The 12898-nt window shown below is 72.9% G+C and carries 17 protein-coding genes; 10 read left to right on the forward strand and 7 right to left on the reverse strand.

What is annotated here, in order from left to right; translation table 11 throughout:
* Nucleotides 1–80 precede the first annotated feature (80 nt).
* Nucleotides 81–878: a lipase family alpha/beta hydrolase gene (locus ACRAKI_RS11070; RefSeq protein WP_447006965.1), complete on the forward strand. Its 798-nt coding sequence runs from the start codon at nucleotides 81–83 to the stop codon at nucleotides 876–878.
* Here the strand turns inward: ACRAKI_RS11070 and ACRAKI_RS11075 are convergent.
* Entirely contained in the window at nucleotides 875–1327 is a 453-nt protein-coding gene (locus tag ACRAKI_RS11075; protein WP_447006966.1) for a pyridoxamine 5'-phosphate oxidase family protein, read from the reverse strand. The genes ACRAKI_RS11070 and ACRAKI_RS11075 overlap by 4 nt on opposite strands.
* A gap of 141 nt (nucleotides 1328–1468) precedes the next feature.
* Between ACRAKI_RS11075 and ACRAKI_RS11080 the strand changes: the two genes are divergently transcribed.
* The 4 genes from ACRAKI_RS11080 to ACRAKI_RS11095 all read left to right on the forward strand — a co-directional run bounded on the left by ACRAKI_RS11080 (nucleotide 1469) and on the right by ACRAKI_RS11095 (nucleotide 4150).
* Nucleotides 1469–2689, forward strand: a complete 1221-nt coding sequence (locus ACRAKI_RS11080) for a HEAT repeat domain-containing protein (protein ID WP_447006967.1) — start codon at nucleotides 1469–1471, stop codon at nucleotides 2687–2689.
* Between the two features lie 16 nt (nucleotides 2690–2705).
* Complete coding sequence (locus ACRAKI_RS11085; RefSeq protein ID WP_447006968.1) at nucleotides 2706–3020, forward strand: hypothetical protein; 315 nt, start codon at nucleotides 2706–2708, stop codon at nucleotides 3018–3020.
* 60 nt (nucleotides 3021–3080) lie between these two features.
* Complete coding sequence (locus ACRAKI_RS11090) at nucleotides 3081–3842, forward strand: enoyl-CoA hydratase/isomerase family protein (protein WP_447006969.1); 762 nt, start codon at nucleotides 3081–3083, stop codon at nucleotides 3840–3842.
* Nucleotides 3843–3982: 140 nt separating this feature from the next.
* Entirely contained in the window at nucleotides 3983–4150 is a 168-nt protein-coding gene (locus tag ACRAKI_RS11095) for a hypothetical protein (RefSeq protein ID WP_447006970.1), read from the forward strand.
* Between the two features lie 3 nt (nucleotides 4151–4153).
* On the opposite strand, the gene ACRAKI_RS11100 is transcribed toward ACRAKI_RS11095, so the two are convergent.
* Genes ACRAKI_RS11100 through ACRAKI_RS11110 form a run of 3 tightly spaced genes read right to left on the reverse strand, consistent with a single transcriptional unit; the run spans nucleotide 4154 to nucleotide 5384 of the window.
* Nucleotides 4154–4438, reverse strand: a complete 285-nt coding sequence (locus tag ACRAKI_RS11100) for a DUF4235 domain-containing protein (RefSeq protein WP_447006971.1) — start codon at nucleotides 4436–4438, stop codon at nucleotides 4154–4156.
* Entirely contained in the window at nucleotides 4435–4950 is a 516-nt protein-coding gene (locus ACRAKI_RS11105) for a DUF3618 domain-containing protein (RefSeq protein ID WP_447006972.1), read from the reverse strand. The genes ACRAKI_RS11100 and ACRAKI_RS11105 overlap by 4 nt, the downstream gene beginning before the upstream one ends.
* Entirely contained in the window at nucleotides 4947–5384 is a 438-nt protein-coding gene (locus ACRAKI_RS11110) for a phage holin family protein (protein WP_447006973.1), read from the reverse strand. The genes ACRAKI_RS11105 and ACRAKI_RS11110 overlap by 4 nt, the downstream gene beginning before the upstream one ends.
* An 85-nt stretch (nucleotides 5385–5469) precedes the next feature.
* On the opposite strand from ACRAKI_RS11110, the gene ACRAKI_RS11115 reads away from it, so the two are divergent.
* Entirely contained in the window at nucleotides 5470–6399 is a 930-nt protein-coding gene (locus tag ACRAKI_RS11115; protein ID WP_447006974.1) for a YihY/virulence factor BrkB family protein, read from the forward strand.
* Nucleotides 6400–6442: 43 nt separating this feature from the next.
* Here the strand turns inward: ACRAKI_RS11115 and trxA are convergent, their stop codons facing one another.
* Nucleotides 6443–6817, reverse strand: coding sequence for a thioredoxin (gene trxA / locus ACRAKI_RS11120; RefSeq protein ID WP_447006975.1), 375 nt, complete (start codon nucleotides 6815–6817; stop codon nucleotides 6443–6445).
* Nucleotides 6818–6956: 139 nt separating this feature from the next.
* Here trxA and ACRAKI_RS11125 point away from each other — a divergent pair, with 139 nt between their 5' ends.
* Nucleotides 6957–8300: an aminotransferase class V-fold PLP-dependent enzyme gene (locus ACRAKI_RS11125; protein ID WP_447006976.1), complete on the forward strand. Its 1344-nt coding sequence runs from the start codon at nucleotides 6957–6959 to the stop codon at nucleotides 8298–8300.
* On the opposite strand, the gene srmL is transcribed toward ACRAKI_RS11125, so the two are convergent.
* Nucleotides 8276–9319, reverse strand: coding sequence for a PheS-related mystery ligase SrmL (srmL, locus tag ACRAKI_RS11130; protein WP_447006977.1), 1044 nt, complete (start codon nucleotides 9317–9319; stop codon nucleotides 8276–8278). The two genes, ACRAKI_RS11125 and srmL, sit on opposite strands and share 25 nt — an antisense overlap.
* Nucleotides 9320–9503: 184 nt before the next feature.
* Between srmL and ACRAKI_RS11135 the strand changes: the two genes are divergently transcribed.
* Genes ACRAKI_RS11135 through cobM form a run of 3 tightly spaced genes read left to right on the forward strand, consistent with a single transcriptional unit; the run spans nucleotide 9504 to nucleotide 11783 of the window.
* On the forward strand, nucleotides 9504–9890 hold the full coding sequence (locus ACRAKI_RS11135) for a pyridoxamine 5'-phosphate oxidase family protein (RefSeq protein WP_447006978.1): 387 nt from the start codon (nucleotides 9504–9506) through the stop codon (nucleotides 9888–9890).
* Between the two features lie 4 nt (nucleotides 9891–9894).
* Nucleotides 9895–11043 (forward strand): precorrin-6y C5,15-methyltransferase (decarboxylating) subunit CbiE, encoded by a 1149-nt coding sequence (gene cbiE / locus ACRAKI_RS11140; RefSeq protein WP_447006979.1) that lies wholly within the window; start codon nucleotides 9895–9897, stop codon nucleotides 11041–11043.
* Nucleotides 11040–11783, forward strand: coding sequence for a precorrin-4 C(11)-methyltransferase (gene cobM / locus ACRAKI_RS11145; protein WP_447006980.1), 744 nt, complete (start codon nucleotides 11040–11042; stop codon nucleotides 11781–11783). Before cbiE ends, cobM begins: the two co-directional genes overlap by 4 nt.
* A 23-nt stretch (nucleotides 11784–11806) precedes the next feature.
* Here the strand turns inward: cobM and ACRAKI_RS11150 are convergent, their stop codons facing one another.
* Complete coding sequence (locus ACRAKI_RS11150; RefSeq protein WP_447006981.1) at nucleotides 11807–12880, reverse strand: cobalt-precorrin-5B (C(1))-methyltransferase; 1074 nt, start codon at nucleotides 12878–12880, stop codon at nucleotides 11807–11809.
* Between the last annotated feature and the right edge of the window lie 18 nt (nucleotides 12881–12898).

Here is a 12898-nt window from a genome sequence, read left to right on the forward strand (position 1 = left end):
TCATCGGTACTGGCGCAAACCACCGTGGGGAAACATCATGGTTACTCGGGGATCGCTCGACGCCGAGCGGGGGAGGCGCCATGTCAGCATTGCCGGACATCCCGACGGACCACCCTGACCCGCACCTGGTTCCGGCGTCGGCGCCGAGCCTGCTCTGGTACCTCACCGAGCCGACCCGCGCGGTGGTCGACATCGGCCAGTTCGCCGCGACCCGTTCGGTCCTGCGCGCCGCGCCGAGCGGCGACGGCCACACCGTGCTCGTGCTGCCGGGCCTGGGCGCGAACGACGGCTCGACCGGGATGCTGCGCAAGTTCCTCACCGGCCTGGGCTACGACGCGCGCGGCTGGGGCCTGGGCTGGAACATCGGTCCGTCCGTCGAGGTCGTCGGAGGGATGCGCGAGCTGCTCCGGGAACTCGCGGTCGGCGGCAGGGTGAGCATCGTCGGCTGGTCGCTGGGTGGCATCTTCGCTCGCGAACTGGCCCGCGACCACCCCGGCATGGTCCGCCAGGTGATCAGCCTGGGCAGCCCGTACGCGATGACCGACCTGCGGCAGACCAGGGTCAACCCGGTGTACCGGCTGCTCGCCCGGTTCTACGTGTCGGGCGCGACCATGCCGCCGCCCGAGCACACCCGGCCGACGTTCCCGGTGCCGTCGACGTCGGTGTACTCGAAGACGGACGGGATCGTGGCGTGGCAGGCGTGCGTCTCGACGCCCGGTGCGCGGCGGGAGAACGTGGCGGTCGCGTGCAGCCACCTCGCGTACGGCTACAACGCCTCGGTGCTGTGGGTGATCGCCGACCGCCTGGCCCAGCGGTCGAACCGCTGGCGCCCGTTCACCCCGCCGCCGGGCATGGCCCGGATGTTCCCGGAGGGCTAGCGGGCCGGTGCGGCCGGGTTCGGCAGGTTCTTGCCGGGCAGCCAGCCGTGGGGCACGTCGGTGGCGCGCCACGAACGGACGTGGAGGCGGGCGGCGACGATCGGCGCGCCCATGAACGCGGCGGCGTCGGGCACCTTCTCCACCAGCACGCGCCGCACTTCCGCGTCGTCCTCGCCGCTGACGACCTCCACGTCCGCCTGGGCCTGGAGGAACGGGTCCTGCGGCGAGCCGGTGGACACCACGACCGCCACCACCGGGTTCTCCCGGATCGCGGTCAGCGTGCGCCCGCGCTGCTCCAGCACGAGGTTCAGGGTGAACAGATCGGTCTCGGCGAAGAAGACGCCGTTGGCCCACGGGCCGGCACTGCCGGCGGTGGCCAGGAACAGCGACGGGTGCTCGGCCAGCGTTGCCCTGACGAGTTCTTCGACTTCGGTGACGGCAGTGGTCATCTGCGCTCCTCCGGGTGAGCCCCCTCGATCGCACACGGTAAACTCGCTGGAGTGTCCGGAGAGGACAGGTCAACCCAATCGGGTGAACCTTCGGCCCAAATGTCGCTGGCTGCTCACGCCGGGCGGTCTTAGGGTGCGAGGGTGTGGGATCAGCTTGAGCACGCCTACGGGCCGGCGACCGATGTGCCCGACCTCCTGGTCCAGGTGCGCGACCCGGTGCTCGCACCGGCCGCGATCGGCGAGCTGAACGCCAACGTCTACCACGACGGCGACGCCGTCCACTCCGCCGCGCCCGCCCTCCTCCCGGCCCTCCTCGACCTGGCGGACGACCCCGGCGTCACGGTCCGCGCGGCCGTCGTGGAAACCGTGGGCGACCTCGCGCACGCGGCCCGCACCGCCGATCCCACGGCCGTGGACGACGCCTGGCCCGAAGCGTGGACGGCGGCCGTGCCGCGCCTGCTGGGCCTCCTCGCCGACCCGGACGTGGAGGTCCGGCGGATGGTGAGCTTCCCGTTGGCCCAGGCCGTCGGGCACCACGTGTGGCCGGACCTGCGCGACCGCTTCGCCGTCGAACCGGATCTCGCCGCCCGGCTCGGCCTGGTCGTGGCGACCGGCCACCACGCCGACCCGGCCGCGCTCGACTGGCTCACCGGGCTGCTTCCCGACCCGGCGGTCCGGCTCGCGGCGGCGGTCGGGTTGTGGCGGCTCGGCGTCCCCGCGGACGTCCGAGCGCTGCTCGACGGCTTCACCGACGTGGAGGTGTGGGCCGACACGTGGTGCACCGGCAGCCCGCGCCCGTCCGCCGTCGTGTGGTGGCTCAACCGGGAGCTCGGCGACGACCGCGCCACCCGGCGGGCCTTGGTGGCACACCTGCTCGATCACCCGGACGCGGACATCCGGGCCGGCGCGCTGTGGTCGTCCGCCCAGCTCATCGACGACGACCTGCTCCCGCTGATCGCCGACCGCCTCCCCGACGACGAGCCGGAGAACCGCCGCCTGGCCGCGCACCTGCTGGCGTCCGCCCGGGCCCCGTTCGCCGACGACCTGGCCCTCGCCGCCCGGGACGTCTACCTGCCCGCCGCCGACGCCGCCCTGTCCGCCCTCGCGCTGCTCGGCGACGAGCGCGCCGTGGAACCGTTGCGGCAACGCCTGTCCGGCCCACGCCTGGGCCTCCCCGTGCGACCGCAACGCAGGCCGTGGTCGCCGACGCCGTTGGAGGACGTCCTCATCGCCATGCGGGACCACGCCGACGCCCTGCTCCCGGCGGTGCGAGCGAGGCTCGACAACGCGAGCGCCGACCAGGCGGAGAGTGCGGCATTCCGGAGGGTCCTCCAGGCGTGGCAGGCACATCACGCCACATGACCACCTGATTCACCCCTTGTGTCGATCCCCGCTTCACCCCAGGTTCAGCGCGGCCCGTCAAGGCGGCCGGCCGACGCCGCGCCAGGAAGCCAAGGGCCACGGCCTGTACGCGTGGAACGGCGCGGAGGTCGCCGGCGGCGACGGCGTGGTGTACGTGCCGAGCACGACCGGTGAGATGTCGTCGAGCGGCAACGACCGCTCGGTCGGCTACCGGCTCGTGGACACCTTCGCCGCCGGCGGGCCGGCGACCGACCCGGCCCACCTCCTCTCGGTGTACTTCGCCACCAAGGGCTCGTTCAGCTCGACCTGCACCCGCAACGCCTACCGGTAACCCGCGGAGGGTGAGGGCGGTCACCGCCTGTGGTGGCCGCCGAAGCTCTACCCTCCGGTAATGACGCTGAGGCTCGACACCGCGGGACCGGTGGCGACGTTGACGATCGACCGCCCCGCCAAGCGCAACGCCATGAGCTACGAGATGTGGTCGGCGCTACCCGGCCTGCTGGCCCGGGTGCAGGACGACGACGCCGTACGCGTGCTGGTGGTCCGCGGTGGCGAGCACTTCTCGGCGGGCGCGGACATCAGCGAGTTCGCCACCCTCCGCAAGGGCGCGGACGGAGCAACCCGGTACGGCAAGGCCGTGCACGACGGCGAACGCGCGATCGCCACGCTCGGCAAGCCCACCATCGCCGCGATCACCGGGTTCTGCATCGGCGGCGGCTGCGAGATCGCGCTGGCCTGCGACATGCGGGTGGCGGCGGCGGACGCCCGGTTCGGCATCACACCGGCCAAACTGGGCATCGTCTACACCTTCACGTCCACCAAGCAGCTGGTCGACGTGGTCGGACCGGCGTGGGCGAAGCAGATCCTGTTCAGCGGCGAGATCGTCGACGCGGCCACCGCGCTGCGGATCGGCCTGGTCAACGAGGTGCGCCCGGCGGACGAGCTGGACGCGCGGGTCAAGCAGCTGGCCGACACGATCGCGGCCCGTGCGCAGGTCAGCGTGCGTGGCGCGAAGCAGATCGTGAACCGGATCACCGGTGGGCAGCACGCCGAGGACGACGCGGTGCGCGCGCTGTACATCGACGCGGTGCAGAGCCCGGAGTACGCGGAGGGCGTGTCGGCGTTCCTGGAGAAGCGCACGCCCCGGTTCTGAACGCCCGTGGTTTTGGTGTCCACGGGTTCCGGACGCGCGTCGGAGGGTACTTCGACGGCATGACCGAACCCGTAGAGCCCGTCGAAGACCGCACTGGGGAAGGAGCCCGCGCCGAAGAAGATCGTGTCCGAGAAGATCGCGTGGTGGAGGACCTCGGCGAAACCGAGCGACCCGTCAACCCGGACCCGCCGCACTCGCCGGGCACGCCCGAGCCGCCCGACCTCGACGTGGACCCGAATCAGTTCCTCGACGAGGACGAGCGGCGCGGGGACGAGCGGCGCGGAGAGCGGGACGAACCGCCGTCCTGACGGTCAGTCGCCGTCGTACTTGTTCTTGTCACCCGGCCACTCGCCGGTGAGCCGGTCGAAGCCGGTGGCGCCGCCGCGGTCGATCGCGGCCCTCACCGTGCCGAAGATGGCACCTTGGATGGCCGCCGCCAGCAGCACCTCGCCCCAGCCGCGATCCTTCTGGGTCGCGGTCGGGGCCTCCTTCGTGCCGGTGATCAGCTTCCACACCTGCCCGAACAACGCGCTGGCGGCGAGGCCGCCGAGCACGCCGAACAGCATCCCGAGCGGTCGGTAGAGGAGCTTGCTCATGCGGTCCGCCCCCGTCGCGCCATCCGCCACAGCAGCATCAGGACCGCGGCCGCGATGGCCGCCGCCACACCGGGGTGGCGGCGGGCCTGCTGCACGCCCTGCTCGACGCGCTGCTGCACGGGCGGCGGCAGCGACTCGACCGCGTGCACGGCCTTCTGGCCGACCTGCTCGGCGACGACGCTCGCCTTGTAGGTGACCTGGTTCGCCACGGCACCTGCCTTCTCGGCCGCGGCACCGGCGACGGCGCCCGCCTTGCCGACCTGCTCGCCCGCCTTGTCGGCGACGTGGCTGACCGCGGCGGTCGTCTTGCCCGCCGCGGCCGACACGGCCGCGTTGGCCCGGGTAGCGGTCTCCTTCACCTGTTCCACTCCCTCGTGGGTCTTGTCCTTGACGCGTCCGGGCACGTCTGTCTTGTGCACCAGCGCTTCGACGGTGTCACCCAGCTCGCGTCGGGTCTGTTCGACGTCGGCGCGCAATGCGTCCGGGTCGTCGGGGACGTCCTTGTCGCTCATCGGTGTGCCCTCTCGCTCACGGTGGCGATGTCCTGCTTGACGCCCGCGATGGCTTCCTCCGGCACCGGAGGGGTGCCTCGGTCGATCTGCTTGCGGCCGATCAGCGCGAGCACGCCCGCGACGATGAACACGGCCACCGCGACGATGAACGCCGCGATCCACGCCGGCATCACGGTCGCCAGCAGCAGCACCACGCCCGCGATCACCGTCATCAGCCCGAACCAGGCCAGCACGCCCGCGCCGCCGAGCAGCCCGGCCCCGGTGCCGACGCGCTTGCCCTTGGTGCGCATCTCGGCCACGGCCAGCCGGATCTCGTCCCGGGCCAGCCTGGTCACCTGCTCGGAGAGCCGGCCCACCAACTCGGCGGTGGACGGTTCCCGCTCGGTGCTGCCCCCGGGGACGCTTTCGGCGTGGGTGGTGGCGACGTGACTCATGGCCGTCTCCTCTCTCCACTTCGACCACCGACTACCCGGAAACTCGTGGGTGTACGCACTGTGGTTCGAGGGAAACCCGTCGCCCATGACGCACGTGCCGGAGGCGCCGACACAACTCCCCAGGCGATCGTGGTGGGGTGTGCTCAAGCGGACGGTCAAGGAGTTCGGGGACGACAACCTGATCGACTGGGCCGCCGCGCTCACCTACTACGCCGTGTTGTCGCTGTTCCCCGGTCTGCTGCTGTTGACCGCGCTGCTGGGCCTGCTCGGACCGGACGCGACCCAGTCGGTCGTGGACAGCCTGAACGTGCTGGGCCCGGGCCAGGCCCGCGATCTGCTGGTCGGCGCGATCCAGAACGTGCAGGGCTCCACCGCGATCGCCGGTCCGCTCGCGATCGTCGGTCTGGTCACCGCGCTGTGGTCGGCGTCGGGGTACGTGGGCGCGTTCATGCGCGCGTCGAACTCGATCTACGACGTGGAGGAGGGCAGGCCGTGGTGGAAGGTGATCCCGCTGCGGCTCGGCCTGACCGTGGGCGTCGTGGTGCTGCTGGCGCTGACCGCGGTGGGCGTCACGCTCACCGGCGGTGTGGCCCAGTGGCTGGGCGGCGTGCTCGGCCTCGGCACGACGTTCGTCACCGTGTGGGACATCGTGAAGTGGCCGGTGCTGCTGCTGTTGGCCAGCCTGGCGATCGGCCTGCTGTACTGGGCGTCGCCCAACGTGCGGCAGCCGTCCTGGCTGTGGATCACGCCGGGCGGTCTGCTGGCCGTGTTCGCGTGGGTGGCGGCGTCGTTCGGGTTCGGGCTGTACGTGGCGAACGCCGGCTCCTACAACGAGACCTACGGCTCGCTGGCCGGCGTCATCGTGTTCCTGATCTGGCTGTGGATCTCGAACCTGGCGCTGCTGCTCGGCGCGGAACTCGACGCGGAGCTGGAGCGGGGCCGGCGGATGGAGGCCGGACAGCCCGAGGGGCGGGACCCGGTGGCCCCGCCCCGCGACACGACTGCGATGGACTGACGCCCGCGACGGGCCGGAACCCGGCTCGGGCCGCCTGCTGCTGTCAGGCCTGCTGCTCGGCGGACTGCTCGGCGACCTGCTTGCGCACGTCGTCCATGTCCACCTTGCGGGCCTGCTCGATCAGGTCCTCCAACGCCGCCTCCGGCAGTGCCCCGGGCTGGGAGTAGAGGACGACGCCGTCGCGCACGATCATCAGGGTCGGGATCGAGCGGATCTGGAACGCGGCGGCCAGCTGCTGCTCCGCCTCGGTGTCGACCTTGCCGAACACGATGTCGGTGTGCTTCTGGGCGGACTTCTCGTAGGTCGGCGCGAACTGGACGCACGGTCCGCACCAGCTCGCCCAGAAGTCGACCAGGACCATCTCGGAGCCGCCGACAACCTCGTCGAAGTTCTCCGCAGTCAGCTCCACGGTGGCCATAGGTCCTCCTTGCTGTGGACATGGGGTTGCCCCCTTGTACCCCGCGCAACGATATCCACGCCCGCACCATTCCCCTCAACGCACAGTGGACGTCTTCAACACCGCGTTGTAGCTTCGCGGGTGAACGTGGAGGCAGCCCATGGGCATCCCGGCGTCGTACCTCGTCCAGTTCCACGAGCCGGACGGCTACCTGGACTTCGCCCGGTTCGGGCCGCCGTCGTTCGCCGTGGTCGACGCGTCGACCCGGCTGCTGGAGGCGTCGGCGGCGGCCGGGCCGGCGACCGTGGACGACTTGATGCGGCAGGGGTCGCGGGCGAGGGCGGCGGCGGCGCGGCTGTGCCGGACCAGCGCGGACCGGGTGGCGTTGCTGCCGAACACCAGCACCGGGCTGTTCCAGGTGGCGTCGGGCGTGCGGGGCGAGGTGCTGGTGTCGGCGGGGGAGTTCCCGGCGAACACCTACCCGTGGGCGCGGTCGCCGGCGGTCGACGTGTCGTGGCTGCCGGCCGGTCCCGTGACGGCCGACGCGGTGCGCGCGGCGTTGACGCCCGCCACCGTCGCCGTCTCGGTGAGCGCGGTGGACTTCCGCACCGGCTACCGGGCGGACCTGGCGGCGTTGCGCCAGGTGGTCGGCGACCGGTTGCTGGTCGTGGACGGCATCCAGGGCTTCGGGGTGGTGGACGAGCCGTGGGAGGCGGCCGACGTGCTGGTGGTCGGCGGCCAGAAGTGGCTGCGGGCGGGCTGGTCGACCGGCTTCACGACCCTGTCGGACCGCGCGCTGGACCGGCTGGACCCGGTGCTGTCGGGCTGGACCGGCGCCGTCGACCCCGGCCTGTTCGACGACGCCGTCCACCCCGTGGCGGGGGGTGCGGCGGGCTGGTCCATCACCCACCTGAGCCCGATCGCCGCCGGTGCGCTGGCGGCGGCGTTGGAGCTGGTCGAACTGGCCGGGGTCGGGAACATCAACGCCCGGATCGGCGCCCGGCTGGACGAGCTGGCGGACGTCGTCCACGCGGTCGGCGGCGAGGTGGTCCCGGCGGTGGACCGCCGGGCGGGCATCCTGGCGTTCAGCCTGCCCGACCGCCCGCCGTCGGCGATCGGCGCGGCGCTGGCGGAGGCGGGCGTGACGGCGACCGTGCGGACCGACCACGTCCGCTTGTCGCCGCACGCCTCCACCACGCGCGAGACCGTCGCCCGCTTCGCCGCCGCGTTGCGGGACAGGACCCCGGCCGTCAGTCGGGCGACGTCCGAGGTCGAAGCCCTTCCCGCTGACGTCGGGGCGCTCCGGCGTCTCCTGGTCGAACGCGCCGTGGCGTCGGTCGGCGTGCCCGTGGAGCTGATGAAGAAGTCCCACAGGACCCGCGTGGTGCGGCTCCTGGACGACGCCGGCCTGTTCCTGATCAAGGACTCCGTCGACTACCTGGCGGACGCGCTCGGCGTGACCCGGTTCACGATCTACAACTACCTCAACGAGACGAGGGGCTGATCGCCTTCGTGCACGGCCGCGTAGGCGGCGTCACGGGCGGAGTTGGCCTCGTCGTCCGTGAGCGTCCGGGTCAGGTCGCGCAGGACCAGGCGCAGCAGCACGTTCTTGTGCTCCGGCCGCGCGCCGAGCCGCGCCACGGCCGCCGCCGGCAGGTCGCGCACCGGTGTCTCGCTCACCACCACGACCTCCTCCACCAGGTCGCCGATCACGGCCCGCACGACGTCGCCGATCGTCTCGGCGTCGGCGTCCGGGGCGACGGCCACCGAGATGTCCCGGGTGATCGCCGGGTGCTTCGACACCGCCCGGTACGGCGTGAGGTCCAGCATCTGGGCGGCCACGCGCGGGTCGTCCGAGGACAGCAGGCGGATGTCCGGGACGCCCTTGCGCAGCATCAGCAGCCGGTCCAGGCCCAGCCCCAGGGCGAGGCCGTGCACGTCGTCGGGCAGCCACGCCCGGCGCAGCACGTGCCGGGCCGCCAGACCGCACTCGGCGACCTCCAGCCACTCGCCGTCCACCAGCACGTCCACCTGACGGCCGGCCGACGTGTACGGGTGGGACGCGGGCGTGGTGCGGTAGCGCAGGCCGGGCACGGCGGTGGTGATCACGGTGTCGATCAACTCGTCCAGGTCGGCCCGGTGGTGGGAGATCCGCCACACGTCGAGCTGGTGCGGCGTGCCCGAGTGCACCCGGTCGACGGCGTCACGGCGGTACACCATGCCGACGCACGCCAGCGTCACGTCGTCCCAGTCCTCCTGGGCGCCGAGCAGCCGGAGCGCCGGCGGCACCATCGCCGACGTGTGGCTGCGCAGCATCCTGTTCTCGCTGGTGTAGCGCGTGTAGCGGGCGTCGCGGGTGATGGCGTCGGGCGGGTAGCCCAACGCGGTGTAGTTGTCGTCGACCGACACTTCGGGGTGGTCGCGCAGCACGCGCAGCCCACCGGGCAGGGCGGCGGTGATCCGGTCGACCAGGAGCTGCATGGCGTGCGGCCCGTACGTGGGGTCGCTGAGGTCGCGAGGCATCGCGGGTGTGTCCCTTCGAACGGTGGTGGACATCGGCTCAGGTGTCCCCCGAGCCGGTCCGCCACCGGGACCACGTGAACTAGCGCACGTCGCGGGCCCCGGCGACCGGGTCTCCCGGTCGGGGGCGGCTAAATCGGCGCGTCACGTTTTCCACCCTAGCCCGCGCGTGCCGCATGATGCACGCATGTTGTCGACCAAGGGCGAGGACTTCCGCGCGTTCTGGACCGAGCGCCACCTGTGCACGCTGACCACGGTCCGGGCGGACGGCACGCCGCACGTCGTGCCGGTCGGCGTCACGCTGGACGTCGACACGGCCATCGCCCGGGTGATCAGCTCGCGCGGCTCGCACAAGGTCCGCCAGATCCTCGCCGCCGGCGCCGCTCCCGCCGCCGTGTGCCAAGTGGACGGACGCCGGTGGTCGACGCTGGAGGGGGTGGCCGTGGTGCGGCAGGAGCCGGAGGCCGTGGCGGACGCCGTGCGCCGGTACGCCGAGCGCTACCGCCAACCCCGCGTCAACCCCGAGCGCGTGGTGATCGAGATCGCCGTCACCCGCGTGCTGGGGACGGTCTGAGCCCGTGGTCGTCACCGTGATCGGGATCGGGGCCGATGGCTGGGAAGGCCTGCCGCGCGCGTCGCGTGACGAGATCGCGTCGTGCGAGGTGCTGATGGGCAGCGCCCGGCAGCTCGACCTGGTGCCCGGTGGGTTCGAACGCGTCCCGTGGCCGTCACCGCTGGTGCCGGCGCTGCCCGGCTTGCTGGCGCGGTACGAGGGTCGGCGGGTGGGCGTGCTGGCCAGCGGTGATCCGATGTTCCACGGCATCGGCTCGACCCTGGTCCGGCTGCTGGGCGCCTCGCGGGTCCGCGTCGTGCCGCACCCGTCGTCGGTGTCGCTGGCGTGCGCCCGCCTGGGATGGGCGCTGGACGACGTGGACGTGGTCAGCCTGGTCGGCAAGCCCGCCGCGCTGCTCGTGCCGCACCTGCACCCCGGACGGCGGGTGCTGGTGCTGGGCGGCGATCCGCTCGAAGTGGCGGCCCTCGCGCCGGACGCGCGGCTGACCGTGCTGGAGCAGTTGGGAGGTCCCGGGGAGCGGGTGCACCACTCGCTGGGCGACGCCGACCCGCTGCACGTGCTGGCGGTCGAGTGCGGTGCGGACGGCGCTTCGCTGACGCCCGGTCGGCCGGACGACCTGTTCGAGCACGACGGGCAGTTGACCAAGCGGGAGGTGCGGGCGGTGACGCTGGCGCTGCTCGCGCCGCGTCCCGGCGAACTGCTGTGGGACGTCGGGGCGGGTGCGGGGAGCATCGCCGTCGAATGGTGCCGCACCCACCCGAGTTGCCGGGCCATCGCGGTGGAGCAGCACCCCGAACGCGCCGCGCGCATCACCCGCAACGCGACGGCGTTGGGCGTGCCGGGCATCTCGGTCGTCGTCGGAGCGTCGCCGGGGGCGCTGGACCTCGACGCGCCCGACGCGGTGTTCATCGGTGGCGGCCTCACCGCCGAAGGCGTGGTCGAGCGCTGCTGGGACGTGCTGAAAACCGGAGGCCGGCTCGTGGCCAACGCCGTCACGCTGGAGTCGGAGGCAGTGCTGACGCGGTGGCACGCCCGGCTCGGCGGTGACCTGACCAGGATCGAGGTCAGCCGGGCGACCGCCCTCGGCGGGTTCACCGGCTGGCGTCCGCAGATGCCCGTGACCACCTGGCTCGCAACCAAGGAGAACGCGTGACCGTCCACTTCATCGGCGCCGGGCCGGGCGCGGCCGACCTGCTGACCCTGCGGGCGGCGCGGCTCATCGCCGAGTCACCGGTGTGCCTGTACGCGGGCGCTCTGGTGCCGGTGGAAGTCCTCGACCACTGCCCGCCCGACGTCCGCCTGGTCGACACGGCGAACCTGGACCTGGACCGGATCATCACCGAACTCGCCGCCGCCCACGCCGCGGGGCACCAGGTGGCGCGGCTGCACTCGGGCGACCCGTCGGTGTTCAGCGCGATGGCCGAGCAGATGCGCCGCTTGGACGCCCTGGACATCCCGTACGACGTGACGCCGGGCGTGCCGGCGTTCGCCGCCGCCGCCGCGTCGCTGAACCGCGAGCTGACCGTGCCGGGCGTCGGGCAGACCGTGATCCTCACCCGCACGTCGGCGCGCGCCACGCCCATGCCGGCCGGGGAGGACCTGGGGACCCTGGGCGCGTCCGGGGCCACGCTCGTGCTGCACCTGGCCGTGCAGCGGATCGCCGAGGTGGTGGCGGACCTGCTGCCGAACTACGGCTCCGGGTGCCCGGTCGCCGTGGTCGCGCGCGCCAGCCGCGACGACGAGCTGGTCCTGCGCGGGACGCTCGCGGACATCGCCGACCAGGTGCTGGCGGCGGGCGTCAAGCGCACCGCGATCATCGTGGTCGGCAGGGTCCTGGCCGCCGAGGGCTTCCCGGACAGCCACCTCTACTCCACCGCGCGGTGCCGGTCTTGACGGGTTCGGCCGGTCCGGAGGGATCAAGCACGGCCGACGATGGCGCCGGCGCGGTCGATCACGATGACGTCCACGGTGACGGGCGCGCCGCGCAGCACGTCGTCCGCCGTCGCCTTGGCGCGTGCCGCCACGAGGTCGCCCAGCGGCACGCCCGCCGCCTGGCACACCTGCAACGCGCCGAGCGCGGTGTTGGCCTCCGTCACGGCCTCGGCCAGGGCCGGGTCGTCCACCAGCGAGGCGAGGAAGCCCAGGTTCACCTGGGAACGGCCGGAGTGCAGGTCCAGGTGCCCGTCCGCCAGCTTGGACAGCTTCCCGATCCCGCCCGCCACCGTCAACCGGGGCACCGGGTGGCGGCGCAGGTACTTCAGCACGGCCCCGGCGAAGTCGCCCATGTCCAGCAACGCGTCCTCGGGCAGCCCGTGCACCTCCGCCGCGACCTTCTCCGACGTGCTCCCGGTGCACCCCGCCACGTGCTGGTACCCCTGGGCGCGTGCCACGTCGATCCCGCGCCGGATGCTGTCGATCCACGCCGAGCACGAGTACGGCACCACGATCCCCGTCGTGCCCAGGATCGACAGCCCGCCCAGGATGCCCAGCCGCGGGTTCCACGTCTTGCGCGCCAACTCCTCGCCGTGCTCGACCGAGATCGACACGACCACGTCACCGCTGCCGCCGTGCTCGGCGGCCACCCGCGCGATGTGGTCGCGCATCATCTGCCGGGGCACGGGGTTGATCGCGGGCTCGCCCACCGGGAGCGGCAGACCGGGCTTGGTCACCGTGCCGACGCCGGGACCCGCCTCGAAGACAACCCCGCTGCCCGGCGCGCCGTGCCGGACCGCGGAGCCGACCAGCGCGAGGTGCGTGACGTCCGGGTCGTCGCCCGCGTCCTTCACGATCGCGGCGAACGCCCGGTCGGCGCCCGACCCGTCCGGGGCGAGCGATTCACGGGCCAGCGCGAACGACGGCGTCTGCCCCTTCGGCAGCACGATCCGCACCGGGTCGGGGAACTCGCCGGTGAGCAGCGCCGTGTACGCCGCCGTGGTCGCGGCGGTGGCGCAGGCGCCGGTGGTCCAGCCGAAGCGCAGGTTCGTGCTCACGGCGTCAGGATGCAACAG

It is taken from the genome of Saccharothrix isguenensis (assembly GCF_052936305.1).